20 protein-coding genes are annotated in these 25,526 nt (G+C 40.7%); 10 read left to right on the top strand and 10 right to left on the bottom strand.

Going from position 1 to position 25,526, the window contains the following annotated elements:
• The first annotated feature begins 303 nt into the window (after positions 1 to 303).
• Positions 304 to 957: a ComF family protein gene (locus D8991_RS01840; protein ID WP_120488497.1), complete on the top strand. Its 654-nt coding sequence runs from the start codon at positions 304 to 306 to the stop codon at positions 955 to 957.
• Between the two features lie 50 nt (positions 958 to 1,007).
• Here D8991_RS01840 and infB read toward each other — a convergent pair whose 3' ends face one another.
• The 3 genes from infB to rimP all read right to left on the bottom strand — a co-directional run bounded on the left by infB (position 1,008) and on the right by rimP (position 5,594).
• Positions 1,008 to 3,791 carry a translation initiation factor IF-2 gene (infB, locus tag D8991_RS01835; protein ID WP_120488496.1) on the bottom strand — a complete coding sequence of 928 codons (2,784 nt, stop codon included), beginning with the start codon at positions 3,789 to 3,791 and terminating at the stop codon, positions 1,008 to 1,010.
• An 88-nt stretch (positions 3,792 to 3,879) separates the two neighbouring features.
• The gene (gene nusA / locus D8991_RS01830) at positions 3,880 to 5,115 is read right to left on the bottom strand and encodes a transcription termination factor NusA (RefSeq protein ID WP_120488495.1); all 1,236 of its coding nucleotides are present in this window, start codon (positions 5,113 to 5,115) and stop codon (positions 3,880 to 3,882) included.
• Positions 5,116 to 5,126: 11 nt separating this feature from the next.
• Complete coding sequence (rimP, locus tag D8991_RS01825) at positions 5,127 to 5,594, bottom strand: ribosome assembly cofactor RimP (protein ID WP_120488494.1); 468 nt, start codon at positions 5,592 to 5,594, stop codon at positions 5,127 to 5,129.
• Between the two features lie 216 nt (positions 5,595 to 5,810).
• Between rimP and D8991_RS01820 the strand changes: the two genes are divergently transcribed.
• On the top strand, positions 5,811 to 6,551 hold the full coding sequence (locus D8991_RS01820; RefSeq protein ID WP_120488493.1) for a DUF4625 domain-containing protein: 741 nt from the start codon (positions 5,811 to 5,813) through the stop codon (positions 6,549 to 6,551).
• A gap of 70 nt (positions 6,552 to 6,621) precedes the next feature.
• Here the strand turns inward: D8991_RS01820 and D8991_RS01815 are convergent, their stop codons facing one another.
• From D8991_RS01815 to D8991_RS01800, 4 genes are all read right to left on the bottom strand, one after another.
• Complete coding sequence (locus D8991_RS01815; protein WP_120488492.1) at positions 6,622 to 7,716, bottom strand: LptF/LptG family permease; 1,095 nt, start codon at positions 7,714 to 7,716, stop codon at positions 6,622 to 6,624.
• Between the two features lie 3 nt (positions 7,717 to 7,719).
• Entirely contained in the window at positions 7,720 to 8,850 is a 1,131-nt protein-coding gene (gene tgt, locus D8991_RS01810) for a tRNA guanosine(34) transglycosylase Tgt (RefSeq protein ID WP_120488491.1), read from the bottom strand.
• An 81-nt stretch (positions 8,851 to 8,931) separates the two neighbouring features.
• Positions 8,932 to 10,665, bottom strand: a complete 1,734-nt coding sequence (locus D8991_RS01805; RefSeq protein ID WP_120488490.1) for an OstA-like protein — start codon at positions 10,663 to 10,665, stop codon at positions 8,932 to 8,934.
• Positions 10,666 to 10,730: 65 nt separating this feature from the next.
• The gene (locus tag D8991_RS01800; protein ID WP_120488489.1) at positions 10,731 to 11,207 is read right to left on the bottom strand and encodes a Fur family transcriptional regulator; all 477 of its coding nucleotides are present in this window, start codon (positions 11,205 to 11,207) and stop codon (positions 10,731 to 10,733) included.
• 151 nt (positions 11,208 to 11,358) lie between these two features.
• On the opposite strand from D8991_RS01800, the gene D8991_RS01795 reads away from it, so the two are divergent.
• A complete protein-coding gene (locus tag D8991_RS01795) occupies positions 11,359 to 12,123 on the top strand; it encodes a 3'-5' exonuclease (RefSeq protein WP_120489666.1) in 765 nt (254 codons plus the stop codon).
• Between the two features lie 698 nt (positions 12,124 to 12,821).
• On the opposite strand, the gene D8991_RS01790 is transcribed toward D8991_RS01795, so the two are convergent.
• The 3 genes from D8991_RS01790 to tilS are packed head-to-tail and all read right to left on the bottom strand — an operon-like array spanning position 12,822 to position 17,225.
• Entirely contained in the window at positions 12,822 to 14,894 is a 2,073-nt protein-coding gene (locus D8991_RS01790) for a protein-disulfide reductase DsbD family protein (protein WP_120488488.1), read from the bottom strand.
• A gap of 48 nt (positions 14,895 to 14,942) precedes the next feature.
• The gene (locus tag D8991_RS01785; RefSeq protein ID WP_120488487.1) at positions 14,943 to 15,881 is read right to left on the bottom strand and encodes a mechanosensitive ion channel family protein; all 939 of its coding nucleotides are present in this window, start codon (positions 15,879 to 15,881) and stop codon (positions 14,943 to 14,945) included.
• Positions 15,882 to 15,920: 39 nt separating this feature from the next.
• Positions 15,921 to 17,225: a tRNA lysidine(34) synthetase TilS gene (tilS, locus tag D8991_RS01780; RefSeq protein ID WP_120488486.1), complete on the bottom strand. Its 1,305-nt coding sequence runs from the start codon at positions 17,223 to 17,225 to the stop codon at positions 15,921 to 15,923.
• Between the two features lie 132 nt (positions 17,226 to 17,357).
• Between tilS and D8991_RS01775 the strand changes: the two genes are divergently transcribed.
• The 7 genes from D8991_RS01775 to D8991_RS01745 all read left to right on the top strand — a co-directional run bounded on the left by D8991_RS01775 (position 17,358) and on the right by D8991_RS01745 (position 25,393).
• Positions 17,358 to 18,194 carry an OmpA family protein gene (locus tag D8991_RS01775; protein ID WP_120488485.1) on the top strand — a complete coding sequence of 279 codons (837 nt, stop codon included), beginning with the start codon at positions 17,358 to 17,360 and terminating at the stop codon, positions 18,192 to 18,194.
• Between the two features lie 348 nt (positions 18,195 to 18,542).
• Positions 18,543 to 19,388 carry a hypothetical protein gene (locus D8991_RS01770; protein ID WP_245957162.1) on the top strand — a complete coding sequence of 282 codons (846 nt, stop codon included), beginning with the start codon at positions 18,543 to 18,545 and terminating at the stop codon, positions 19,386 to 19,388.
• Positions 19,388 to 19,903, top strand: a complete 516-nt coding sequence (locus D8991_RS01765; protein WP_120488484.1) for a DUF6973 domain-containing protein — start codon at positions 19,388 to 19,390, stop codon at positions 19,901 to 19,903. Before D8991_RS01770 ends, D8991_RS01765 begins: the two co-directional genes overlap by 1 nt.
• A 58-nt stretch (positions 19,904 to 19,961) precedes the next feature.
• Complete coding sequence (locus D8991_RS01760; protein WP_120488483.1) at positions 19,962 to 21,728, top strand: ComEC/Rec2 family competence protein; 1,767 nt, start codon at positions 19,962 to 19,964, stop codon at positions 21,726 to 21,728.
• Between the two features lie 159 nt (positions 21,729 to 21,887).
• Positions 21,888 to 22,550 carry a succinate dehydrogenase cytochrome b subunit gene (locus D8991_RS01755; RefSeq protein ID WP_120488482.1) on the top strand — a complete coding sequence of 221 codons (663 nt, stop codon included), beginning with the start codon at positions 21,888 to 21,890 and terminating at the stop codon, positions 22,548 to 22,550.
• A 42-nt stretch (positions 22,551 to 22,592) separates the two neighbouring features.
• Positions 22,593 to 24,605: a fumarate reductase/succinate dehydrogenase flavoprotein subunit gene (locus D8991_RS01750; protein WP_120488481.1), complete on the top strand. Its 2,013-nt coding sequence runs from the start codon at positions 22,593 to 22,595 to the stop codon at positions 24,603 to 24,605.
• A 26-nt stretch (positions 24,606 to 24,631) separates the two neighbouring features.
• On the top strand, positions 24,632 to 25,393 hold the full coding sequence (locus D8991_RS01745) for a succinate dehydrogenase/fumarate reductase iron-sulfur subunit (protein ID WP_120488480.1): 762 nt from the start codon (positions 24,632 to 24,634) through the stop codon (positions 25,391 to 25,393).
• Positions 25,394 to 25,526: the final 133 nt, after the last annotated feature.

The following is a 25,526-nucleotide window of genomic DNA, read 5'->3' as shown; positions in this document are numbered from 1 at the left end:
CTATCGGCGCTCTATATAGTCTTTTAAATAAGACTATATTTTGAAGGAAGGAAGGAAGGATAACAAATTATTGCACATACGCAAGTTTGCGTATATGATATTTGTCATGTTTTGTGTATTCCTTTTCATCCTTTTTTCATCTAATTGCGAGGCAAATATAAAACTTATTTTTTATCTGGCAACAATTAGCGGTTAGCTTTTGGCTTTTAGCCCACTGGCGTGGGGAGCACTTAAAAATAATCGCCTCACCGGCTACGGTGTAGTTGAGAATATTTTATCTTTACACAAAAAAAATAGGGAGCTATGCTATTGGATATGTTTTTTCCGAGAAGATGCGTGGGCTGCAGTCAAATGATTGAAAGCGATAAAGCGGTGTGCGATGCCTGCTTAATGAATATTAGATTCTCTTATGATGATTTTGGAACAAAGAGCGAACTCTGGGCAAAGTGTAACCTGCTTTTCCCTTTGGAAAATGCTTTTGCACTGATGATTTTTGATGAGGTAGGATTAGGCAGGGAACTTATTCATCAGCTAAAATATGACGGCATAGAAAGCATTGGAAAAATCTTTGCGGACTGGACGGCTCAGAGGCTCAATTTCGGAGAAGACAAACCCGACTTGCTTGTAACCATCCCCCTACATCCAAAGAAACAAAGGATAAGAGGCTATAATCAGCTACATCTCTATGCGGAGGAGCTATCAAAGTTCTATGATATTCCGTTTGATCACCAAGCACTGAAGAGAGTTAAGTTTCAGAGAAAGGCGCAGGCAAAAAGAAATGCAGAAGAGCGGAAGATAAAAGGGCAAGCCTTCGCTTTGAATAAAGATATACGCGGGAAACATATCCTGCTGATAGATGATGTGATTACTACAGGAAATACAATGTCTGCCGCAGCGTGGGAGCTTCTGAAAAATGAGAACAAGCTGAGCATTCTGGTAATGGCAGTAGATTTATAAAAGCAAAAGCCGAAGACAAGTCTTCGGCTTTTGCACAGTATTCAAAATAATTATTTCAGCTTTTTCTTTACAGCTACTTGCTCATAAATTTCGAGCTGATCTCCGATTTCAATATCGTTATAACCTTTTAAGTTAAGACCACATTCGTAGCCTTTGGTTACTTCCTTCACATCATCTTTGAAACGCTTCAAGCTCTCGAGCTCGCCATCGTATTTCACAACGCCTTCTCTGAGGAGCCTTACTTTTGAGTTTCGGGTAACCTTTCCAGAGAGTACCATACAACCCGCGATGCTTCCCACTTTTGAGATTTTAAATACCTCACGGATTTCTACATTACCTATCACCTGCTCCTTGATTTCTGGAGAAAGCATTCCTTCCATCGCTTCCTTCACATCATCAATAGCATCGTAGATTACGGAATATGTACGGATTTCTATCTCTTCCTTATCTGCCAAGTCCTTAGCATTAGCTCCTGCACGAACATTAAAGCCAATAACTACAGCATCTGATGCAGTGGCGAGAAGAATATCGCTCTCGGTAATCTGACCTACTCCTTTGTGGAGGATATTGATCTGGATCTCCTCCGTAGAAAGCCTTTGAAGCATATCTGAGAGGGCTTCCACTGAGCCGTCAACATCTCCTTTGAGGATAATATTAAGCTCTTTAAAGTCTCCAAGTGCAATTCTTCGCCCAATTTCATCAAGGGTAAGATGCTTTTTAGTTCGGATACTCTGCTCTCTTTGTAGCTGAGAACGCTTGTTGGCAATAGATTTCGCTTCTTTCTCATCTTCAAATACTCTGAACTTATCACCCGCAGTAGGTGCCCCATCAAGCCCAAGAACGGTAACTGGCGTGGAAGGACCAGCTTCTTTCATCGCATGCCCTCTTTCATCAAGCATTGCTTTTACCTTACCGTGATTGGTTCCCGCAAGGATATAATCACCTATTCTGAGCGTACCTGCCTGAATAAGCATATTGGCAACATAACCTCTACCTTTATCAAGAGAGGCTTCTATAACTACTCCGTTTGCTGATTTATTAGGATTTGCTTTCAGCTCTAATAATTCCGCTTGCAGGAGGACTTTCTCGAGGAGTAAATCTACATTATTACCAAACTTGGCAGAAATCTCCTGAGACTGCACATTACCGCCCCACTCCTCTACAAGGATGTTGAGCGCAGAGAGCTGCTCACGGATTTTATCTGGATTAGCATTGGGCTTATCTACCTTGTTTATGGCGATAATCATAGGAACACCCGCTGCCTGAGCGTGAGAAATCGCTTCTTTGGTTTGAGGCATCACATCATCATCGGCTGCAATTACAATAATAACGATATCGGTAGCCTGAGCACCTCTGGCACGCATTGCAGTGAAGGCTTCGTGCCCCGGTGTATCGAGGAATGTGATTTTCTGACCATTATCTAACCTCACACTATACGCCCCAATGTGCTGAGTAATCCCCCCAGACTCACCTGCAATGACATTGGTTTTCCTGATATAGTCGAGGAGTGAAGTTTTACCGTGGTCTACATGCCCCATTACGGTAACCACTGGCGGACGAGGGAGTAAATCTTCTTCTCTGTCTGGCTCTTCGGTGGAAACTTCCTCTTCCAAGTCAGCATCCGAAAATTCTATTTTATAGCCGAACTCATCCGCTACGAGGGTAAGTGTATCGGCTTCCAAACGCTGATTCATCGTAACCATAACACCGAGCGAGAAACAAGCAGAGATAACCTCAGTAGGAGATACATTCATTAAACTCGCAAGCTCATTTACGGTAATATATTCGGTTACTTTCAGGGTTCTGTCCTGTGCTTCCAACTCTTGAAGATGCTCTTCCTGCTCTCTTCTAAACGAACGCTTCTCTCTTCTGTGCTTGGAAGTTTTAGACTTACCACCTTTATTGGTAAGTTTTTCCAGAGTTTCTTTTATCTGGTTTTTCACCTGCTCATCGGTAAGCTCCACAGGCATTACTTTCTCTTTTCTACCTTTTTTGTTTTTATTACCGCCCTGCTGGTTATTACCTCCCTGCCTATTGTTATTAGCTCCTCCCGATTGCTGACTCGGCTGCTGGGCAGGTTTTTCTATTCTCTTTCTCTTTTTCTTTTTGTTAGCAGAAGAGCCTGCTGCCGATGGCTTAGGTTTATTCTCAAACTGAGAAAGGTCTATCTTCTCACCAACGATTTTAGGACCATCTAATTTCTGGTACTGAGTAACCACTTGCTCAGGCTTTTCAAACTCTACCTGAGTAATTTCCTCTTTCTGAGGTTTTGCTTCCTCTTTTGGTTCTGCTTTTTTAGATACAGGTTCGGGAGCTTTTTTCTCCTCTTTTTTCTTTTTCTCTTTTGCAGGAGCAGGCTTTTCTTCCTTCTTAGCCGATTTAGGTTTTGGCGATTCTAATTGAGTTAAATCAATTTTATCCAAAACATTGAGCTTAGACTTAGGTTCGTCTTTCGGCTCTGATTTAGTTTCAGCTTCTGGCTGAGGTTCTTCAATCTCCACAGGCTGCTCTTTTTCTTTGGAAGAGGTAAGGTCTATCTTCCCTAAGACTTTTGTCTCAGGTTTAAAATCTGCTTTTGCCTTTATTACCTCTGGTTTCTCAGGTTCTATTTCCAATTTTTCTTCCGGTACTTTGGAAATAACCACCTCGTGAGACGCCTTTCTTTGCTCGCTATCTTTTGCAAATTCGGCTTTCAGTGCAGCATAAGCATCCTCTTCCAATTGTGCGTTGGGGTTGTTCTCTACTTCAATACCTTTCTGAGCAAGAAATTCCACTACTCTATGGATTGAAATATTACACTCCTTTACCGCTTTGTTTAATCTAATTTTTGGCATTTATTATTGAATACTTTTTTCTGTACTAAAGAGTACGATTTATTTTACTAATCTTATTTTTAAACAGGTTAATACTTTTATGAAAGAATTAATCTTCAAATTCTGCTCGGAGGATTTGTTTTACCTCTTCTATGGTTTCTTCTTCGAGATCTACGATGTTTGCCAGTGCATCTGTATCTTTATCTAAGACACTCTTAGCGGTTTCAAGACCTATTTTCTTGAATTCATCTATAATCCACTCTTCTATTTCATCTTTAAACTCATCAAGAGCCACATCATCATCTTCGCTGGTTTCTCTGTACACATCTATGGTATAGCCTGTAAGCTCAGATGCAAGGCGAATATTTACTCCTCTTCTACCGATAATTTTGGAGATTTCTTCCACAGGAGCATAGACCATCACGCTATTTTCATCGTCATTAACCTCTATTTTGTTGATGGACATATTCCCCAACGCTCTCTTGATATATACTTCTGGGTCTTTTGACCATTGGATGACATCTATATTCTCATTTCTAAGCTCTCTTACTACGCCGTGTATTCTTGAACCTCTTACCCCTACGCAAGCTCCTACTGGATCTATTCTGTCGTCTAATGCATCTACGGCTACTTTTGCTTTCTCTCCCGGTTCGCGTACGGAAGCTCGGATATTGATAGTCCCGTCCTGTATCTCTGGGATTTCAAATTCCAAGAGCCTGTCAAGGAAGGTTGGTGAAGTTCTGGAAACGGTAATCTGTGGTTTCGCTCCTTTAAAATCTACGCTTTCTACAATAGCTCTGATGCTTTCTCCTTTTTTGAAGAAGTCAGATGGAATTTGCTTTTTCTGAGGGAGGATAAACTCGTTTCCTTCATCATCTAAGAGTATAATATGCGTCTTTCTTATATGGTGCACTTCTCCGATAACGATTTCTCCTAATCTCCCCTCAAATTCTTTATAAAGCATCGCGTTATTATGCTCTTGGAGTTTTCCAGAGAGGATTTGTTTCAGAGTAAGGATATTCCTCCTTCCGAGCTGCTCAATAGGGATTTCTACCGTATATTCCTCACCAACTTCAAAGGTTGGGTCTATTTTTTTAGCTTCTGATATTTCAATTTCAAGGTCATCATCTTCAGACATTTGGTCTTCTACAATGGTTTTATTGAGGAAGATTTGGAAGTCTCCTTTGTCTGGATTCACAACTACATCAAAGTGGTCATCAGAATCATATCTTTTTCTTAACAAGGTTTTAAGGGAGTCTTCTATTATCGCCATCAGGTCTATCTTGCTTATCCCTTTTTCTTCTTTAAAATCCCCGAAGGAATCTATAAGTGCAATATTATTCATTCAAAGTGTATTTAAAATTTAATTACAATCAATGCTTTTTTTATTTCTGAGAGAGGAATAGTTCTTTCTTCCTCTACATCTATTTTTCCTTTTCCTATGTCTTTAGGTTTCCGGTATTTCAATAGAAGGGTTACCGAAGTAGCGTCTGTACGAAGAAGTTCTCCTTTCAGTTTTTCGCCTTCATTAAAGGTGATTTCCACCTCTCGCCCGATATTTTTCTGATACTGACGCAGCTGGGTGAGAGGCTCTATAAGCCCAGCGGACATTACTTGCAGGGAAAAGTCCTGCTCCTCTCTATCGAGGTTATTTTCTACGGCTCTGCTCGCATCCAAGCAGTCTTGAATGGAAACTCCTTTGTCGCCATCTAAGATAACTGTGATATCATTAGCTGCAGAGATTTTAAGGTCTATCAAAAACAAGTCTTCTCTCGTTTGGAGGAAGCCGTTAAGTAATTCTTCTACTTTCTCTTTAAACATCATCAATCCTTGGTTGTTTTAACTTCAAGGTACGAAAAAAGGCTTTCCAAAAAAGCCTATCCATCTATCCCCGAAAAAATCTGGCGCAAAGATAAATGTTTTTTTGACAAATGCAAATTATTTATTAACCAAGCTTTATAAAATGAATAAATTACATTACTTTTGCTCACTGAGCTTTGCGTAAATAAAGTCTTTTGTCAAATACTAAAATCAAAAACAATGAAATATTTCTTAATACTTTTAGCCTCTTTTTCTTTGGCAACAACCTCTTGTCAGCACACCAATGAAGCGCCTTCTAATGAAATTTCAACCGAAATCCCAAAGGAAGAAAAACCAAAACTCAAACTAACCGAAGTGGGCTTTAAAGGTAAGATAAACGCTGGGGAAAGCCTGCAAATAGATGGAGAATTTAATCTTAAGTCCCCCGTCCAGCATTTTAACCTCTCTCTCATCTCCAAAGAGACAAAAAAAGTTGCCCTTTCTCACGATATAGACTATTATTCTGGCATTGCACAATCCATATTCAGTGAGCATATTTTTATCCCCTCAGACTTTAAGGCGGAGCTCTATGATGTAGTTGCTAATATAACCGACAAAGAAGGAAATACAGAAACCTCTACCAAAGAGCTAAGCATAGCTCCTCCTCTGTTTAATATGACGATAAATAGCCTCGGTGAGCAAGGCAAAGGCTATACAGGGAAAGATTTTAATATAAATGCAACGGTAAAAGCCAATGACAGAATTATAAAAGCGATGAGAGTAGAAATCATCTCCAAACAAACACACAGCAAGCGAATAGATACTTCCTTTAAAGACTATAAAGGCAAAACCGAAATCTCCTTTAATGAAAACATCCCCATACCACAAGATTTCCCAAAAGGTGAGTACTATATCATTATTATAGCCTATGACCTTAACAATGGCTATACCTATTTTGAAAATCTACTTCCTTTCTATTAAGCTAGGCAGTAAGCTAATAGGTAAAACTACTCTTAAAAATTTAAGTTAAACATCTTAAGTAACTCTAAAACTACTGATTTGCTCGGCGAAGGTAGAGGATAATCGCAAGAGGCGTGAAGACGATGTTGGGAAGCCACATTGCGAGGAGTGGCGGTAGGGTATCATTCTCGGCAACGACTTTGAGCGCCTCAAAAGAGAAGACGAAAATAAAAGCGAGCGCTATGCCTATCGCGAGATTGAGACCGATGCCCCCGCGTCGCTTCTCGGAGGAGAGGGACAATGCGAGGATGGACAGGATGATGATAGATGCCGGCATAGAGGTACGCTGGTGGAGCTCTACGAAGTAGGGATTGATATCATTATTCCCCTTGCTAAGCTCCTGCTCTATGAGCTTGAGGAGCTCGGGAGTGGTGCGCGTCTGCCCCAGCAGCCCGTCTGGAAAGAGCTCTTCGGGAGTGTGCCCATAATCTACCCACTTGACATCACCGTTGTAGATTTTTTCCTTGTCCTTTGGTGCTTCTTTGCGCTCGAGGTAGCCATTGAGGGCGAATTTCTTCTTCTTTTCATCCCACTTAATATTATTGGCAACTACTTGGTGAATGAGCTTATTGTCTTTATTAAACTTCTGATAAGTAAAGCCCGTACCGTCTTTCTCCTTTCGGCTATAGTTGTTGATAAAGAGGTATTCGTCCTTAGAGAGCTTGGTAGCGATCTGCACATTACCGAGGAATTTATCCCGATTCATAGCGCTGTAAGTATAGGCTTCTAACTTGTTTTTCTTGGCATTTGCCCAAGGGAGGATGTAGTGATTAAAGCCCAAAGTAACCAGCCCGAGGAAGATTGATGCGATGAAATACGGCCTTGCAAACCGATGAAAACTCGCTCCACTGCTGATAATGGCAACGATTTCGGTATTATTTGCCATCCGTGAAGTGAAGATAATAATGGATACGAAGACCAATATGGACATAAAAGTGAGGAGGAGATAGACCATCCAATACGGATAATAATTAAGAAGAAAGAAATTGACGGTAAAGCCATTGCTCTCTATCCTTGGGGACTTTTGCTGTACATCTATCACTACTACGATGATGGAGAGGAGCAAGAGCATAAAGCCCAGCGTCCCGAAGAATTTCTTAATGATATATCGGTCTATAATCTTCATCGTTTAGAGTCTGCTCTTTAAGATTGGGATAATGCCCTCCTTCCACTCATAGAAGTCGCCCGCGAGGATATGCTCCCTTGCGACCTTCACCAAATCGAGATAAAAAGCAAGGTTGTGGATAGAGGCAATCTGCTTGCCAAGATATTCCTTAGCGGAGAAAAGGTGCCTTACATAGGCTTTGGAATACTCCTGATCTACGAAGCTGGCTCCTAACTCATCGAGTGGAGAGAAGTCATTTTTCCATTTTTCATTTTTAATATTCATTACCCCCTGCCAAGTGAAGAGCATTCCGTTTCTGGCATTGCGGGTAGGCATTACGCAGTCCATCATATCCACGCCCAAGCCTATACTCTCCAAGATATTCCAAGGTGTGCCTACCCCCATCAGGTATCGGGGCTTGTCTTTTGGGAGGATATCGGTAACCTCATCGGTTATTCGGTACATTTCCTGCTCGGGCTCGCCTACGGAAAGCCCTCCAATGGCATTACCTTCGGCACCTTGCTCGGAGATAAACTCCGCTGAAATCTTCCTTAAATCCGAATAAACAGAACCTTGAACGATAGGGAAAAGCTGTTGTTTATGTCCATAGATTTCGGGATTATTTTTCGTCCATTCTATACATCTTTTCAGCCATCTGTGGGTCATTTCCATCGATTTCTTTGCAAGGTTGTACTCGCAAGGGAAAGGGGTACACTCATCAAACGCCATAAAGATATCCCCACCGATTTGCCTCTGTATCTCCATAGACTTTTCGGGAGAGATGAAGTGGTAGCTACCGTCTATATGGGACTTGAACTTCACGCCCTCTTCGGTCATTTTCCTCGTATCGGAAAGTGAGAAAACTTGATAGCCCCCAGAATCGGTAAGTATAGGCCTGTCCCAGTTCATAAACTTGTGAAGCCCGCCCGCCTGCTGCATAATCTCCATACCAGGGCGAAGATAGAGGTGGTAGGTATTCCCAAGGATAATCTGAGCTTTAATATCTTCTTTAAGCTCTCTTTGATGAACGGTTTTTACAGAAGCTACGGTGCCCACAGGCATAAAAATAGGGGTCTGTATCTGCCCGTGATCGGTAGTAATAACCCCTGCTCTTGCTTTGCTCGTAGTATTTTGTTTTACTTCAAAGAATTTCATTATCTGAATCTATTATTTAAGTAGGTTATTTAAGGTCTTTGCCCTCTTAAAAAGGAAGGCAAAGATAAGATTAGTTTTCTATTATCGCTTTATTCGCTTAGGCTTTTTGGCTTCTTCCTCTGCCTTTTGTTTTTTTATTTCTTCCTGTGCTTGGTTGTAGAGGCTGTCGTCTGACTCATAAGTTTTCGGGCTATAATTAGGTGTATCGAGGAAGATGTCTTGCCACTTGATGAGCCTGTCCGTCGTATTCCAATTAAAATCTGGGAAGAATCTTTTTTCCTTAGAGATAAGACTCATCGGGTAGGTTTCCATATTCGCACCGATATTGCAGGAAATAATCTGCACTCTTCTCTCCTCAAAGTTGGCATCAATCTCACCACAGGTAGAGAGTGTAATCCCTATTCGCTCCTTTTGGTTGGTCTTTTTGTTTACATCATCTGCATAGGTAATTGCTTGTGCATTTCCAATGACCTTCGCTTGCTTAATATCATTATTCTGATACTCTACGAGCATATATCGCCCCTTTACTTGGTCAAATTCATCTTTATTGTTTAGAGAATCTGATTTGCTGATGGCAAAGGCATTACCAATAACTTTTAGTGAATCTATATGCTCATTGGCAGTATCAAAATAGGCTTCAATCTTATCTCCTGTGATTTGCTTCTCTCCACTCCAAAGAATGGGTTTATCGAACAGATGGAGTACGCCATCGGTTTCATTAAAGGCTAATGAATCTGCTCTGCCCTGAGCATTAGACTTGAAAAATCTTGCTTTTTTATAAGCCCTCAGAAAACTTTTCTTCTTATACGGATTTACAGAATCTGGCTTCTGGAAAGAGATAAACCGCTCTGCTGAGAAATACATCGTATCATTGGTGAGAATTTTAACGGCATAGGGCTTTCCTGTAATCATCGCTGAGTCTTTTTTCTGATAAATTTCTCCGTATCCTCCTTTTATGTATCGGTTTTCGTTTGGGTCGTCTAAGGTTACATTGCCCTTGCCTGTACCGTAACCTGTGGAGCGGTTAAAGTAGAGCTTATCTCCCGTTAGTTTCTTGCTATTATAATATATAATAGAGTTTTTGTTTAGGAAGACCTCGTTTGTATTCTGATTGAAATGCCCCTGCTCGGTATAGAGCCTGTTACGAGGGTTTGCCTTATCATAAATTGTAGTGGCACCAGAGAAATAAGCGATATTCGTTAGCTGATTCTGCTTGATATTTGCGCCTTCTACGGTGTATTGAGGATTATCTATACGCACATTCCCGGTAAAGTCTATCACCTTCGAATTCACATCATAGGTAGCGGTGTTGGTATACATCTTACTGCCCTGATTATCGGTAATAGTACCTCCAGTATTAAAGTATGCCTGATTGCTCTTCCTGTCGTAATAAAGTATATCGGTAGTAATGGTCTGCTTAGGGTCTGTAAGCACTACATTTTTCCTTGCAATGCCCCGCTCTGTATTCCCATCGTATTCCATTTCATCTGCGGTAATGACGGAGCCATCGGCATTTTGTAGCTTCACATTACCATAGGCTTTTACGAAGTTTTCCTCGCTATAGAGTACTACTTCATCTGCTGTGAGTACAGAGCCGTTATGAGAAAAATTCACATTTCCAGAAAAGAAAGGGTTTCCAGAATATTTATCTTTCTCTACTCCAAACTTGTCCGAATGATTATGCTTTATCTTCTCTGCCTGCTCTGGATTAGCCGATTTTTCAGGTGTAAAGAAAGTATCTTTGGTCAGCTTTTCCTGACTTTGGAAGCCTCCATACCCAAAAAAGAAAAGAAATATGATAACGAAATACTTCATATAACAATATAAAAAGGTACAACGCACAAAATACGATGTACCTTATATTCCTCAATTAAATTTAATTAATCTTCTTTTCTCTTCCCATAAAAATACAATGAGTGGCTTGATATCTCCACACCAAAAGTCTCTTCTATAGACTGCTTGATTGCCTGAATTCTCGGGTCGCAGAACTCAATAATTTCCTCAATCTCCCTTTTCCCTCCTTTTTTGTAGAGGATAAGGTGGTCGTGCTGCTTATCAAAATAAGATTTCTCATAAGAAGCAATAGTTGCCGTTTTCTCACCAAACTGATGCTTACGGATAAGCCCCGCTTCCAAAAAGATTTCAATTGTATTATAGATGGTCGCTTTGGATACATGATACTTCTTCTTCATCATCAGAAGGTAGAGGTCATCTACATTAAAATGGTCATCAAATTTGTAGATTTCTTCCAGTATCGTGTATCTTTCCGGGGTGTTTCTATAGCTTTTTTCTTTAAGATACTGCCTTAGAACATCTTTGATTAGCTCAATGTTTGATTCCTTTTGTTTTAGTTCCATATTCAATTATTTAGATTGCAAAAATATTGAATTTAAAATAATTATTAAAACAAATAAAAATTATTTCTCATCGTACCCCTCTCCTTCTTTTATTAAAGACTCATCAATCCTTTATTCTTTTTGTATTTTTGCCCCAATAAACCGACTAAAAATGAATTTAAAACTCCATAAACCTCTTTGTATTTTTGATTTGGAAACTACGGGAACTGACATTTCCAAAGACAGAATTGTAGAAATCTGCATCCTAAAAGTAAACCCAGACGCCTCCCGAGAGAGCAAAACCTGGCTCATCAACCCCGAAATGCACATCCCAGAAAAAGCAAGCGAAGTACACGGGATTTATGATGAAGATGTAGCTGATAAACCCACCCTCAAAGACATTGCCCCGCAAATAATGCAAATGCTCTCAGGAGCAGATTTAGGAGGGTTCAACTCCAATAGGTTTGATGTACCTCTACTCGCCGAAGAGCTCCTGAGAGTGGGGATAGATTTTGACCTCTCAAAAATAAAATTGGTAGACGCTCAGGTCATCTACCACAAAATGGAACCCCGAAACCTCAGCGCTGCCTATAAATTCTACTGTGATAAAACCCTTGAAAATGCACACTCCGCCGAAGCAGACACCCTTGCTACCTTTGAGATTTTAGATGCCCAAGTCGAGAAATATCAGGATATCCCGAATGATATCAGCTCGCTGAGCGAAATCTCCTACCATAATAAATTTGCCGACCTCGCAGGAAATATTATCTATAACGAAAACGGCGTAGAGGTCTTTAATTTCGGGAAATATAAAGGACAGCCCGTAGCCGAAGTCTTTAAAAAAGATATTGGCTACTATGGCTGGATTCAGAATGCCGACTTCCCTCGATACACCAAAAAAGTCTTCACAGCGATACAGCTGAAATCAAAGTTTTAGCCCCCATAGTCAGTAAAGAGGCAGCCACTCGCGTGGCAAGCATAGCTTCCAGCTAAGGGACTTATCCACTCGCGTGGCAGACACAGCTTCCAGCTGAGGGACTTATCCACTCGCATGGCATTCACAGCTTCCAGCTGAGGGACTTATCCACTCGCATGGCATTCACAGCTTCCAGCTGAAGGACTTATCCACTCGCGTGGCATTCAATTACACCGTAGCCGGTGAGGCAATTATTTCTAAGTGCTCCCCACGCAAGTGGGCTTGGGTGGAGCTAGAAACAGCGTTTCTTCTTCCAATGAAACTTGGTTGGAGCTAGAAACATGCGAATTTTCCTCCGATGAGAAAAATATTGACAAGATTCACGCGAATTTTCCTCCGATGAGAAAAATATTGACAAGATTCACACGAATTTTCTTCCGATGAGAAAAATATTAGCAAGATTCACGCGTTTCTTCCTCCGATGAAAAAAATATTGGCAAGATTCACGCGAATTTTCCTCCAATGAAAAAAATATTGACAAGATTCACGCGTTTCTTCCTTCAATGAGAAAAATATTGACAAGAATCACGCATTTCTTCCTCTATTTCTGCTAAGGGAGTATTATAAACCACTCTCCTTAATCTCCTCACTGAAAAATTTAGAGGCAAGGATTTATAAACCCTTGCCCCTTTATATAAAATATTATGGATACTCACGAACTATTTATCCTTTTTATTCTTTGAAAACCACTGAACGCCACATTCGAGGAATTTCTTGAAATCCTCCTTCTCCATATAGCCAGAGACTGGGGTATTGATGACCTTCCCGTCTGGTGTGATGAGGACATAGTGTGGCTGTGAGTTGTTCTCAAAATTCACTTGCTGAAACATACTCCACTTATCACCAATGGTCTTGATTTTTTTCATCTGCCCACCACCTATATCTATTTTGGTTTGCTCAGCTTCAGGGAGAGGCTCTTTGTCGTCCACATAAAGGGACGCGAGGATGAGTTCATTTTGAAGAATCGGGAGGATATCGGGCTCTGACCATACGAACTCCTCCATCTTTCGGCAGTTTTCGCATCCATATCCTGTAAAATCTAAGAGCACAGGCTTGTTCTCTTTCTTGGCGATTTCCATTGCCTCGAAGAAATCGTGGGCAGGGTGCATCCCGAGTATTCCGTCTTTCTCATCATAGAAATAGCTCACATTAAGCGGAGGAAGAATCCCACTGAGGAGGGAGAGCTTGGGTCTTTCCGATGGCACAAGCCCCTGCACGAGATAAACCAAAAAGCCGATGCTCAAGAGCCCAAAGACCTTTCTCCCATTAGAGATTTTCTCGTTCTTATTATCGTGAGGGAATCTTATCAACCCAAAAAGATAGAGGACTAAACCAAGGGTAATGATAATCCACAAAGCGATGAAGAGCTCCCTTTTGAGGAGGAAGATTTTTGAAACTAAATCTGCCTTGGAGAGGAATTTTAGCGCCAGCCCGAGTTCTATAAATCCGAGGACTACTTTTACAGTATTCATCCATCCGCCAGACTTTGGAAGCGCTTGAAGCGCCTGTGGGAAGAGCGCCAATACCCCAAACACAATAGCCCAAGAAAGCCCGAAGCCCGCCAGTGCAAAAGTGAGGAGCATAGGGACATTTGCAGAGCCTGTAACGGCACTTCCCAAGAGCGAACCGAGGATAGGCCCCGTGCAGGAGAACGATACAATCACTAAGGTAAGTGCCATAAAGAAAATACCGATAATACCGCCTGCTTCTTCTGCTTTGGAGGACTTATTAGCGATGGAACTCGGCAGCGTGATATTATAATAACCAAAGAAGCTGCCCGCAAAGAAAATAAAGATGATAAAGAATGCGAGATTGAGCCATACATTGGTGGAAATCTCATTAAAAATATTCCCTGCAATACCGTCTATAAGGTGGAAAGGTACGCTGAGGAGCACGAAGATGAGCAGGATAAAGAACCCATAGAGCAGAGCGTCTCTTCTGCCCTTTGCTTTGTCTTTCGCTGCTTTTGTAAAGAAGGAAACCGTAAGGGGAATCATCGGGAAGACGCAAGGTGTAAGCAAAGCGATAAGCCCACCTACAAAACCGAGGAAAAGGTAAGTCCAATAATTCTCCTCACCAGAGACTACGGCTTCAGCACCACAATCGGCTTGAGGGTTTTTATAATCAAGGCTCTCTATTTTCAAGTTTTTAGGGTCTAATGGAGTGGTTAGCTCTTGCTTCTGAGGTTCTTCTACGGTATTTTCCGTTGTTTGAGTTTCGGCAGGATGAAGCTCATCGGTTTTTGGGGTTGCTTCCTCTGCTTGGGAGGGGGCTTCTACAGCGCTGAGCTTTGAAGAAAACTCGAGGGTATTGGGAGCAAGGCAGACTCTATCATTACAAGTCTGATAGGTAATCTCCGCAACTACATCTGTGGGTTTGGTTTTATCTTTTAGCTTAAATTTCTGTTTAAACACCGCCGTATTGGAGTAATAGACAATAGTTCCTCCAAATGCATCGGAATACTCTTCTATCTTTTTACCTACTTCTACAAACTTGCCTGTGGGGAGTACATTCGCCCCAGAAATGATGTATTCGGTAGGGATTCCTGTATCTTCGGGGATGTCTTTGGAGTAAATATGCCAGCCGTTCTCCATAGTTGCAGAGAGTACTGCCTCATACTGCTCATTGCCGAGCTCTTTTACTTCAAATTTGAACTTCACAGGGTTCTTTACCTGTGCATTTGCTATTACCCCAACGAAAAACAGGGCGTATAAAAACCATTTTCTAAGCATATATGTCTTGTTTGAGTTTAATCGTATTAAGTTTATTTATCAATATATTTAAGATTCATTATCATTAATAATCCTCACTTCTCTTTGTGGGAATGGGATATTGATTCCTGCTTTATCAAGCGCTATTTTTATCTCCTCTTGGAGGCTTTGGAATGCAGGGTGATAATCTTTCCTTGCTGCCCACGCTTGCACAGTAAGATTTACAGAACTGTCTGCCAACTCGCTTACGAATATAACAGGCACTGGGTTTTCTTTTATTCGGCTATCATTTTGGAGTACTTTTAAGATGATATCTCTGGCATCTTTTATATTGGCAGAGTAATCTATCCCTATGGTATATTCTATTCTTCGCTGAGTAATTTTAGTAAAATTCCTTATCACCGAATTTGCAAGGGTACCATTGGGGCTGAATACTTTTAAGCCCTGATTGGTGGTAAGGGTAGTATAGAGCAGGTCTATTTTCTCTACCGTACCTTCTGTGCCTGCATTGTTTTCTATATAATCTCCCACTTCAAACGGACGGAAAAGCAGGATAAGCACCCCTCCTGCAAAGTTGGAAAGCGAGCCCTGTAATGCCAAGCCTGCTGCGAGTACCAATCCCGAAAATGCACCGAGGATAGCCGTAGTCTGGAAACCTAAATTAGACGCTACCACCAGGATAAGCAGTGCATAGAGTGTAAATTTGATAATAGAAGTGAGGAAGCCACGAAGTGATGGATCTACATTTCTCTGCTCAAAACGGTTTTTGAGGATTTTAAGGAAGGTCCTGATAACAAAAAGCCCAACCACAAGCCCCAAACCCGCTCGTATAGCATCTGGAATAAAATCGATTACCCAGCTGATGAGTTTCTGAATATATAAGGTAAGGTCTGTAACCGAATTGGAAATCTCATTGCTAATATTCTCAGGTTTTATTTGCTCTAAAACCTGTTCCTTTTTATCCAACAGTGAGGGTTCGGTTGCTTTGATTATAGAATCTTCTAACATATACAGTATTGATTTGTGCAAAAATAATAAACCCCCTCGCTAATCTCTAATATTTAACAGATTTTGTGTTTCTTCGCGTGCCTGCTTTCTGCGGTCTTGCCTGTGGGGGATTATCCCTAAAACCTCAGCATCTGCATCTGTGAGTATCCAAATCCTTTGCTTTTCTATAGTGGAGAGCTTCTCATCTTTGAAGAATTTTGAAACCTTTTTTCTACCCTTCATCCCTGTGGGAAAGAATATATCTCCTGTATTTTTTCGTCTGAGTTTTAATGGGAATTTAACTCTGTGGGCATCAAATTTCCAGAGAAAAGCAGGCAAAGGCTCATCAATATAATCTGAAATACGAATGGTATCGGTATGTGCAGCATCCTCTATCACAATCTCGTGAATCTCCTGCTTATGGGCATCATTCCTCTCCTGTAAGATAAGTTCATCTCGGTTGATAAAAAGGTAATGGCTCCCAGAGATGAAAACGGCTCCCGTTTGAGAACTAAAAATTTTCTCTATTTCGGTTAAGTTTTCAAAGCCGAAGTTTTTGAGGATTTCAAACTGTACAAAAGGGCTTTCCTCCACAAGTTTGGTTTTATTGATAACAATATCCCCTCTATCGGTATGGGATAAGCCATTAAAAACCTCATCAACTTTCCCTTCTGCAAAAGTTTTAGCTTGGCTGAGCAGATGCAGAGACTTATTAAAATTATTAAGAAAATGAGGGCTAAGCTCGTTAAGAAGCGGCGAGATATTATTCCTTATTTTATTCCTCAGATAGTCATCTTTTTTATTGGATTTATCTTCTCTGTAAGGGATTGAGCACCGCTCAGCATAATCATAAAGCTCCTCTTTTGTGAAATTAAGCAGCGGGCGGAGGATATTCTTCCCTTTCGATGGGATGCCACAAAGCCCCTTAATACCCGAACCACGAGAAAGATTGATAATAAAAGTTTCCAACTGGTCGCCCAAATGATGCGCCGTAACCAAGTAATCTATCCTGTGCTCTTCTAAAAGACTGTAGAAAAACCTGTACCTGAGCTCCCTTGCCCATAGCTGAATAGAGCCGCTTGCAGGCTTACCATCTCCATTAGATACACTATATAGATATACAGGAATATTCTTTTCTTGGCAGAATGCCTCCACAAGCTGCTGGTCAAGATTGGAATCCTCTCCGCGAAGATGATAATTGATATGTGCCACAAAAAGCTGAGCCCCTCCCTGAAAAACCTCAGCAAAGAGAGAGGCAAGCACCATAGAATCTACCCCACCGCTAACGGCAAGGAGGTATTTCTTCTCCCGAAAATCTACACAAAGGCGCTCGAGTTCGGCTTTAAATCTCTCAATACTTAGCACGGGATTTATTTCTTAAAATATTTTAAAGTTTAGCAAATATAGGTATCTTTTAAAAATGAATTTGTACTTTTGACCGCAATTAAAGGCAGTATCTGCCCAAAAATCCATTATAAAATTTAAATCTTTATAGCAATGAAAGTAATGAAATTCTTAGCCATTGGGGTAATGGCACTGGGGTTAATGAGCTGCGTGAGCAAAAAGCAGTACGACAGCCTTAACCAAAACTACAAGCAAAGCCTTGAAAACCTCGCCGAAAGACAAAGAGAAATTCAGGAGCTTAGGGGGCAGAATGCTGGGCTCGCAAGTGAGAACAGCCTGCTGAAAAGCCAAAATGAAGCCCTTAAATCTTCACTCGATGCCTGCCTTTCCAACACTGGGAAGTCCTCCGCGAATATCGACAAGCTGGTGGGAGAAATCAACGCATCTAACGCGTACATCAAACAGCTCATCGCATCCAATTCGAGGAACGACAGTTTAAATCTCGCACTGTCTAACAAACTGAAACGAACACTGGACAATGTAGCCGACAAAGATGTAGAAGTAAAAGTACTGAAAGGCGTGGTAATGATTTCCCTCTCCGACAAAATGCTCTACCAAGTGGGCAAATATGATGTACTCCCAGCAGCACAAGAAGTACTCGGCAAAGTAGCAAGGGTAATCAACGACTATGATACTTACAGCGTATTGATTGAAGGAAATACCGACAACACACCGCTCAACTCCTCCAATGTACCGAAAGACAACTGGGAGCTCTCCGCACTAAGGGCAACCTCCGTAGCGAAGATTCTTCAAACTCAGTTCGGCGTAAATCCTAACAGAATTACCGCTGGCGGACGAGGAGAGTTTAACCCTAAAACGACCAACGCATCCGTTTCTGGCAGAGCCGAAAACCGTAGAACAGAAATCATCATAATGCCAAAACTGGATGAATTTATGAAGCTAATGAACATAGCTCCCGTGAAGAAATAACTTTTTCATCTCTATACAGGAAGTCCTGAAACAAATGTTTCAGGATTTTTTTTGGGGTCAGAGAGGGTCAGAGAGGGTCAAAGCCCCCTTTTTTGTGGTCTGAGACCACTTTTTTGTGGTTCAGAACTCCTTTTTTATAGTCTGAGACCACTTTTTTCCGGTTCAGAACTCCTTTTTTGTGGTTAGGAACCAGAAAATTTAGGTTAAGAACCTAAAAATTGATAAAAAACAGTAAGATTTTTGCTAAAATGATAATCGCGACTTTTTATTTAGCTGGAGCTACCTCCCTACAAACTAAAAACAGATATTATCCATAAAACCTTATTTTCTATCTCTTAGTTAAAGTTTGTGAAAATAGACGGATGGGAAAGAGAAACGAGTATTTTTGCAGGGCAAATGGCGCGGTTTATTTTTGTTTTTATCGTAGTTATAGCTCAGATAAGACTGGGCGCACAGGTATTCAGAGGACAAGTCTTTATGAAAGAAGACGCACAGGTGTTCCTCAACCATATCTATGTAACCAATCTGAGCACCCACAAAACAGTACTCACAAACTACAATGGCGAATTTAGCCTCAGTGTAAAAGCAGGTGATAAGGTGAGATTTACCTCCATTATCTCCGAGAGGAAAGATATTAGCGTATCTCAGGAAATGCTCAACAATAGCCACAATTTTATAGAACTGAAACGAGCGTATATAGAAATCCCAGAAGTGGTGATTCGCTTCAAACCCACAGGAAACCTCCACGCTGATGTAGCGAAACTAAAAGCAGCTGAAAAGACCTTAGAAGTACGAAAGGTAATCGGGCTGCCAGAGCCTAAACTAAGCGGAGAACAAACTTCAGATCCATTAGCCTTTGCAGGCGGTGGGCTATCGCTCAACCTGAATGCAATCTACGACCTTATCTCGGGAGAACAGAAGAAAAAAGAGCGGTTGCACGAATATGAGAAAATGACGAGAAACATTAGCGCTGTGAGAAAATACTTCGGAGACGAGTACTTCACAAGGCTGAAAATCCCAGTAAATATGATTGATAATTTCCTTCAATTTATCTATTCATCGGACAATATCGCTCATTATATAGAGAGTAAAAACTTGGAAAGCATCGCCATCTACATAGAAAAATATCAGCCCATCTACCTGAAACGGCTTCAAAATTCTAAAATAATGAGCTTAGAAAACTCAAAAGGATAATGATATTAGCTCATCTCAACACCTTACTTAATGCCTTAAAATCCCTTAGCTTTCCTAAGATGATGCGGGTTATTGGGCTTTTGCTCAGGCATCCTTTATTCTCGGCTCTTAGCTTCTATGCTACGATGAGAACGATTCATCAAACCCAAAAATACTTCCCCAATACTCACAATAAGAGCGGAAAAGGGAATGCCTTTAGGCACGCACTCTGGTGCTGCACCATTCTGATGTACTGCTGTAAAATCTCCTCCCCACGCAAAGCCCTCAGCTGGTGCAAAAAGATGACAGATACACACGAAGAACTCTTCCCTAACCTCCCCCTCGAAAAGCAAATGGACCTGCATAATAACAAGGTGGGAATGGATATCTTCACAGAAATGCTCAATGGAATACACCGACAATTCTTTGAGATGAATTTCTTTATTCCCATACTCCTCGATAAGCTGAAAACAGCAGAAATTCTCAGCGATGAAAACTCAAACTCACAAAACGAACTGGTATATATAAAGGATTAAACCTTTGGCAGTCTAAGGAAATAGACCTACTTTTGAGGGGTGTTTAATCAGAGTTTTAATGCCTCGCTACCCCATACTTATATCGTGTATAGCTTTCGTACTTGGGATTTTGTTTCAAGATGCGCTTTCTTGCGATAGAATGTGGATTTATCTACTGGTAGCAACTGCTTTTATACTTTCATTAGCCTCACTGAAAATCTATGTACGGTATATTTCAATTGTATTCATCAGCATTTTATTTTTCGGTCTTGGGGCGTTTTCACTTTCATTAAGACAGGGAAGAGATATTCTCCCGCTTCAAAAAGATGAAATCATCACCTTTATACTCGACAAAAAACTCAATTCAAACCTTAAAAACAAAAGGTATGAAGTCATTATTCTGGATAAATCAAGACCGATAAAAGCTACGCTATCCATCCCAAAAGACTTTCCAGAGCTGGATTATACGCATTATTACAGAGGAAAAGGCTTTATTAACAGGATTAAAAAACCTGAGCACAGCTATCAGTTTGATTACAGTAAATATATGAGCAGGCGAGAGATTTATTATCAAATCTATTTGTCTAATGCTTTTGAACACGCCGAGAGAAACTACCTCTCCCCTACCGAAAAAATAAAGCAATACAGGCTAAATGTCCTCAGAAAAATTGATAAATCCCAGCTCCCAAAAGCCAATAAAGAACTGCTGAAAGGGATTATCCTTGCCGACCGTACAGAGATAGACGAGGCTACCAATGATGACTTTACCCGAACGGGATTGGTGCATATACTGGCTATTTCAGGCTCACATATGGTGATTATCTTTGGGCTGGCCTACTTCCTTCTTTCCCAGATTTGGCTGTTATCTAAAAGATGGAGAGTGCTTTTCTCCCTTGCTTTTATTTGGGCTTTTACGGTGTTTATAGATTATGGTAGCTCGGTGGTGCGCTCGAGCATTATGATTAGTATATATTATATATATGTGTTGCTCAAAAGAAAACCTGACTTATTGCAGTCCGTGAGTTTATCAGCACTGTTTATTCTCGGTTTTAATCCTCACCAGCTGTTTGATGTAGGTTTCCAGCTGAGCTTCTCGGCAGTACTTGGGATTTATTGGCTTAATAGACCTATTGCCAAGCTATTCCCAAAAGTGGATAGCAAAATATATCAGTACTTCTCATCCATAATATCGATAACACTATCAGCACAAATTGCCACGCTACCATTGGTTTTATATTATTTTCATCAGTTTCCTTTAATATCCTTGGTGTCTAATATCTTCGCCATTCCATTAGCAGAAGTAGTAATTATCTATTCTGTTTTTATGGCGATATTCATAGGTCTCGGCTTTGAGATACTCTGGTTAGAAAAGGGTTACGACCTCATCTCCTCTCTCTTCCTCAATACTGTACACTTCTTCGCTGGCTTTGACACACTGCTCATTGAGCAAATCCCAATGAATATTATAGAAGCTGTCTTTTTAGGCATTACAATCTACTTCCTTAGGTCTCTATTGATTAACTTTAATGCTAAAAACAGTATATGGATAGGTTTCTCTGTCTTAATATTTCTTTCTCTAAGATTTACCTTTAATATTTTAGCCTATAACACCGATGAATTTTTAGTGCATAAACATTACAGGAAAAATATCTTTTCTATTAAGAATAATAATAAAATAATATTTTACATACCCGAAGACGGAGATTCTACACAGATAAAAAAATACATTTTACTCCCTTATTCCATACACTCCAGAACTAAAAATATAGAATGCAAAACCTACGGCAAAGAAGTGAATAAAATACTATATAACAAAACTTTATACGACACTCAAAACACCGATTAAAATTCCCTTACAGTATACTTCCTTTTGAGCATAAAAGCCACGAGAACAAAGCCCTGATTTATTTAGATAAAATACAAAATTTTGTTTTATGACCAAAACCCCTTGTTAAAATGATTTAACAATTTCTACTTTTGTGGATATAAAATTTAACGAAAAACTATGTCAGGATTTTTTAGTTCTACAGTAGGTAGAAAGTATGCAATGGCATTATCAGCTATGTTCTTATTGATCTTTTTGATTATGCACCTTTCTCTGAATATGGTTTCTGTATTTAGCGAGAATGCATTTAATGAAGGGTCTCATTTTATGGAAAGTAATCCTCTGATTCAGTTCTTAATGCAACCTATTCTGATGTTTGCAGTTATTTTCCACTTCGTAATGGGATTCGTTCTGGAGCTCAGAAATAAAAAGGCAAGACCTGTGAGATATGCTGTAAGTGGAGCTTCTGCAAACTCTACCTGGATGTCCAGAAATATGATGATTTCGGGAGGGTTTATTCTTATCTATCTCGTTATTCACCTTATAGACTTTTGGTTTCCTACCATATCTAAAAACTATTTAGGAGCTGAGGCACACGGTACTGCTTACGAACACCTGAGAATGCAGTTTAGTGCTGTATGGAGAGTAGCCTTATATCTTGTGTCTTTTGTATTATTAGGACTTCACCTTGCACACGGTTTTCAGTCTTCGTTCCAGTCTATTGGAGCAAGGCATCCTAAATATACGCCTTTCATCAAGGCACTCGGAAGATGGTACTCCATACTTATCCCTGTAGGATTTGCTATTGTAGCTATATATCACTTTATTTCTCAAACCGTTTAAATCATTAGTATTTAGCGTAAAATTAATTATTAAATTAAAAAAATGAGCGTACTAAATTCAAAGATTCCAGCAGGTCCATTAAAAGACAAATGGAAAAATCATAAAGACCATATGAATCTCGTAGCACCGAACAACCGCGATAAGATTGATGTTATCGTTGTAGGAACGGGGCTTGCAGGAGGTTCAGCAGCAGCTACACTGGCAGAACAAGGGTATAATGTAAAAGCATTCTGCTATCAGGATTCCCCAAGAAGAGCGCACTCTATCGCAGCACAAGGGGGTATCAATGCAGCGAAAAATTATCAAGGTGATGGCGACTCCATATACAGACTATTCTACGATACGATAAAAGGTGGTGACTACCGTGCAAGAGAGGCAAATGTATACCGCCTCGCAGAGGTTTCTGTGAATATTATTGACCAATGCGTAGCTCAAGGCGTACCTTTCGGTCGTGAGTATGGCGGACAGCTCGATAACCGTTCCTTTGGTGGGGTTCAGGTAAAGAGAACTTTCTATGCTAAGGGACAAACTGGGCAGCAGCTTCTGCTCGGTGCTTACTCCGCTATGAGCCGACAAATCGGTAAAGGAAGAATCAAAATGTATAACCGCCATGAGATGCTTGATCTCGTTATCGTAGATGGTAAAGCAAGAGGTATTATCGCAAGAAACCTCGTAACTGGCGAGATAGAAAGGCATTCTGCTCACGCAGTAGTTATCGCTTCTGGTGGCTATGGTAATGTCTATTTCCTCTCTACCAATGCTATGGGCTCCAACTGTTCTGCAGCTTGGAAAATCCACAAGAAAGGGGCATACTTTGCAAACCCTTGCTTCGTACAGATTCACCCGACTTGTATCCCAGTACACGGAACTCAGCAATCTAAACTCACACTGATGTCTGAATCCCTAAGAAACTCTGGAAGAATCTGGGTTCCTAAGAAAATTGAAGATGCCGTAGCCGTTCGCGAAGGCAAACTAAAACCTCAAGATATAAAAGAAGAAGACAGAGACTACTACTTGGAGAGAAGGTACCCCGCTTTCGGTAACCTCGTTCCGAGAGATGTGGCGTCCAGAGCAGCTAAGGAAAGATGCGATGCTGGTTTTGGTATTGAAAATAACGACACAAAAGAAGGCGTATTCCTTGATTTCTCTACCGAAATCCTTAAAAAAGGTAAGGAAGCAGCTTTAGAAAAAAATATTCACAACCCTACCGACCAGCAAATCTATGACCTCGGTAAGGCTTGGGTAGAGGAAAAATACGGTAACCTTTTCATTATGTATGAAAAAATCACGGCCGATAATCCTTATGTAACTCCAATGAAGATTTACCCAGCGGTACACTATACTATGGGTGGTGTGTGGGTAGATTACAACTTGATGTCTACCATCCCTGGCTGCTTCGTAATTGGTGAGGCAAACTTCTCAGACCACGGTGCTAACAGGCTTGGTGCCTCTGCACTGATGCAAGGCCTCGCCGATGGATACTTCGTACTGCCTTATACTATTGCAGACTACCTTTCTGCGGATATTAGAACAGGCGTTATCCCTACCGATACACCAGAATTTGAAGCAGCGGAGAAAGAAGTAAAAGACAGAATCAACTTCTTTATGACCAATAAAGGAACCCACTCCGTAGATTATTTCCATAAGAAATTAGGAAATATTATGTGGAATAAGGTAGGTATGGCGAGAAATGCCAAAGGCCTCGAAGAAGCAATAAAAGAGATAGAAGAAGTAAGAAACGAATTCTGGAAAGATGTAAAAGTTCCAGGTGATGCTAACGAGATGAATATAGAGCTTGAAAAAGCCCTTAGAGTAGCAGACTTCTTGGAGCTCGGTCAGCTAATGGCAATCGACGCCTTAAACAGAAACGAATCCTGCGGAGGACACTACCGTGAAGAATACTCCACAGAAGAAGGTGAAGCAAAAAGAGATGACGAACACTATAAATATGCTGCCGTTTGGGAATACAAAGGCAAGGATATCAATAGCGAAGTGATGCACAAAGAAGAGCTCATCTACGAAAATATAGAAGTAAAAACAAGAAGTTATAAATAATCTCCAATATAATAATTGATAAACCAATGAGTACCCATAAAGGATTAAACCTGACTCTGAAAGTTTGGAGACAGAAAAACAATAAATCAAAAGGTCAGTTCGAGACCTATAAGATTTCAGGCGTTTCACCAGACTCATCATTCTTGGAAATGCTTGATATGCTAAACGAAAATTTAGTAAACGAAGGCAAAGAACCTGTAGCATTTGACCACGACTGCCGCGAAGGTATCTGCGGTATGTGCTCCCTCTACATCAATGGTAGAGCGCACGGTCCAGATACAGGAATCACCACCTGCCAGCTCCATATGCGTATGTTTAAAGATGGAGAGACCATCCACATTGAGCCTTGGAGGAGTGCTGCTTTCCCAGTGATTAAAGACTTGGTGGTAGATAGAAGTGCATTTGATAGAATTATGGCAGCAGGAGGCTTCATCTCCGTAAATACCTCTGGTAATACCCTCGATGCAAATGCCATCCCCGTACCAAAAGAAGATGCCGATAAAGCAATGGACGCTGCTGCCTGCATCGGTTGCGGTGCCTGCGTAGCGACTTGTAAAAACGGTTCTGCAGCCCTGTTTGTAGGAGCGAAAGTTTCTCAGTTTGCCCTATTGCCACAAGGTAGAGTGGAAGCCAAACGAAGAGTTCTCAATATGGTAAAAGCTATGGATGAGGAAGGCTTCGGTAACTGCTCCAATACAGGAGCTTGTGAGGTAGAATGCCCGAAAGGTATCTCCCTTGAAAACATCGCGAGACTCAACAGAGAATACCTCTCTGCGTATGTTGATTAATTCAGGAAATATTATTTTTTCATAAAGTTATATTTTGTTTTTAGGTTATCTATTGCGAGGCGGTATTTTTACCGCCTTGCTTTATTTTCTACTTGATAGAAGAAAAACCCACCTTTGTAAATCATTGATAAAC

Origin of the sequence: Bergeyella cardium (genome assembly GCF_003614945.1) — a bacterium.
Lineage (GTDB): Bacteria > Bacteroidota > Bacteroidia > Flavobacteriales > Weeksellaceae > Bergeyella_A > Bergeyella_A cardium.
The sequence above is the reverse complement of the archived record's forward strand: the minus strand, read 5'-3'. Positions and strand labels throughout refer to the sequence as shown.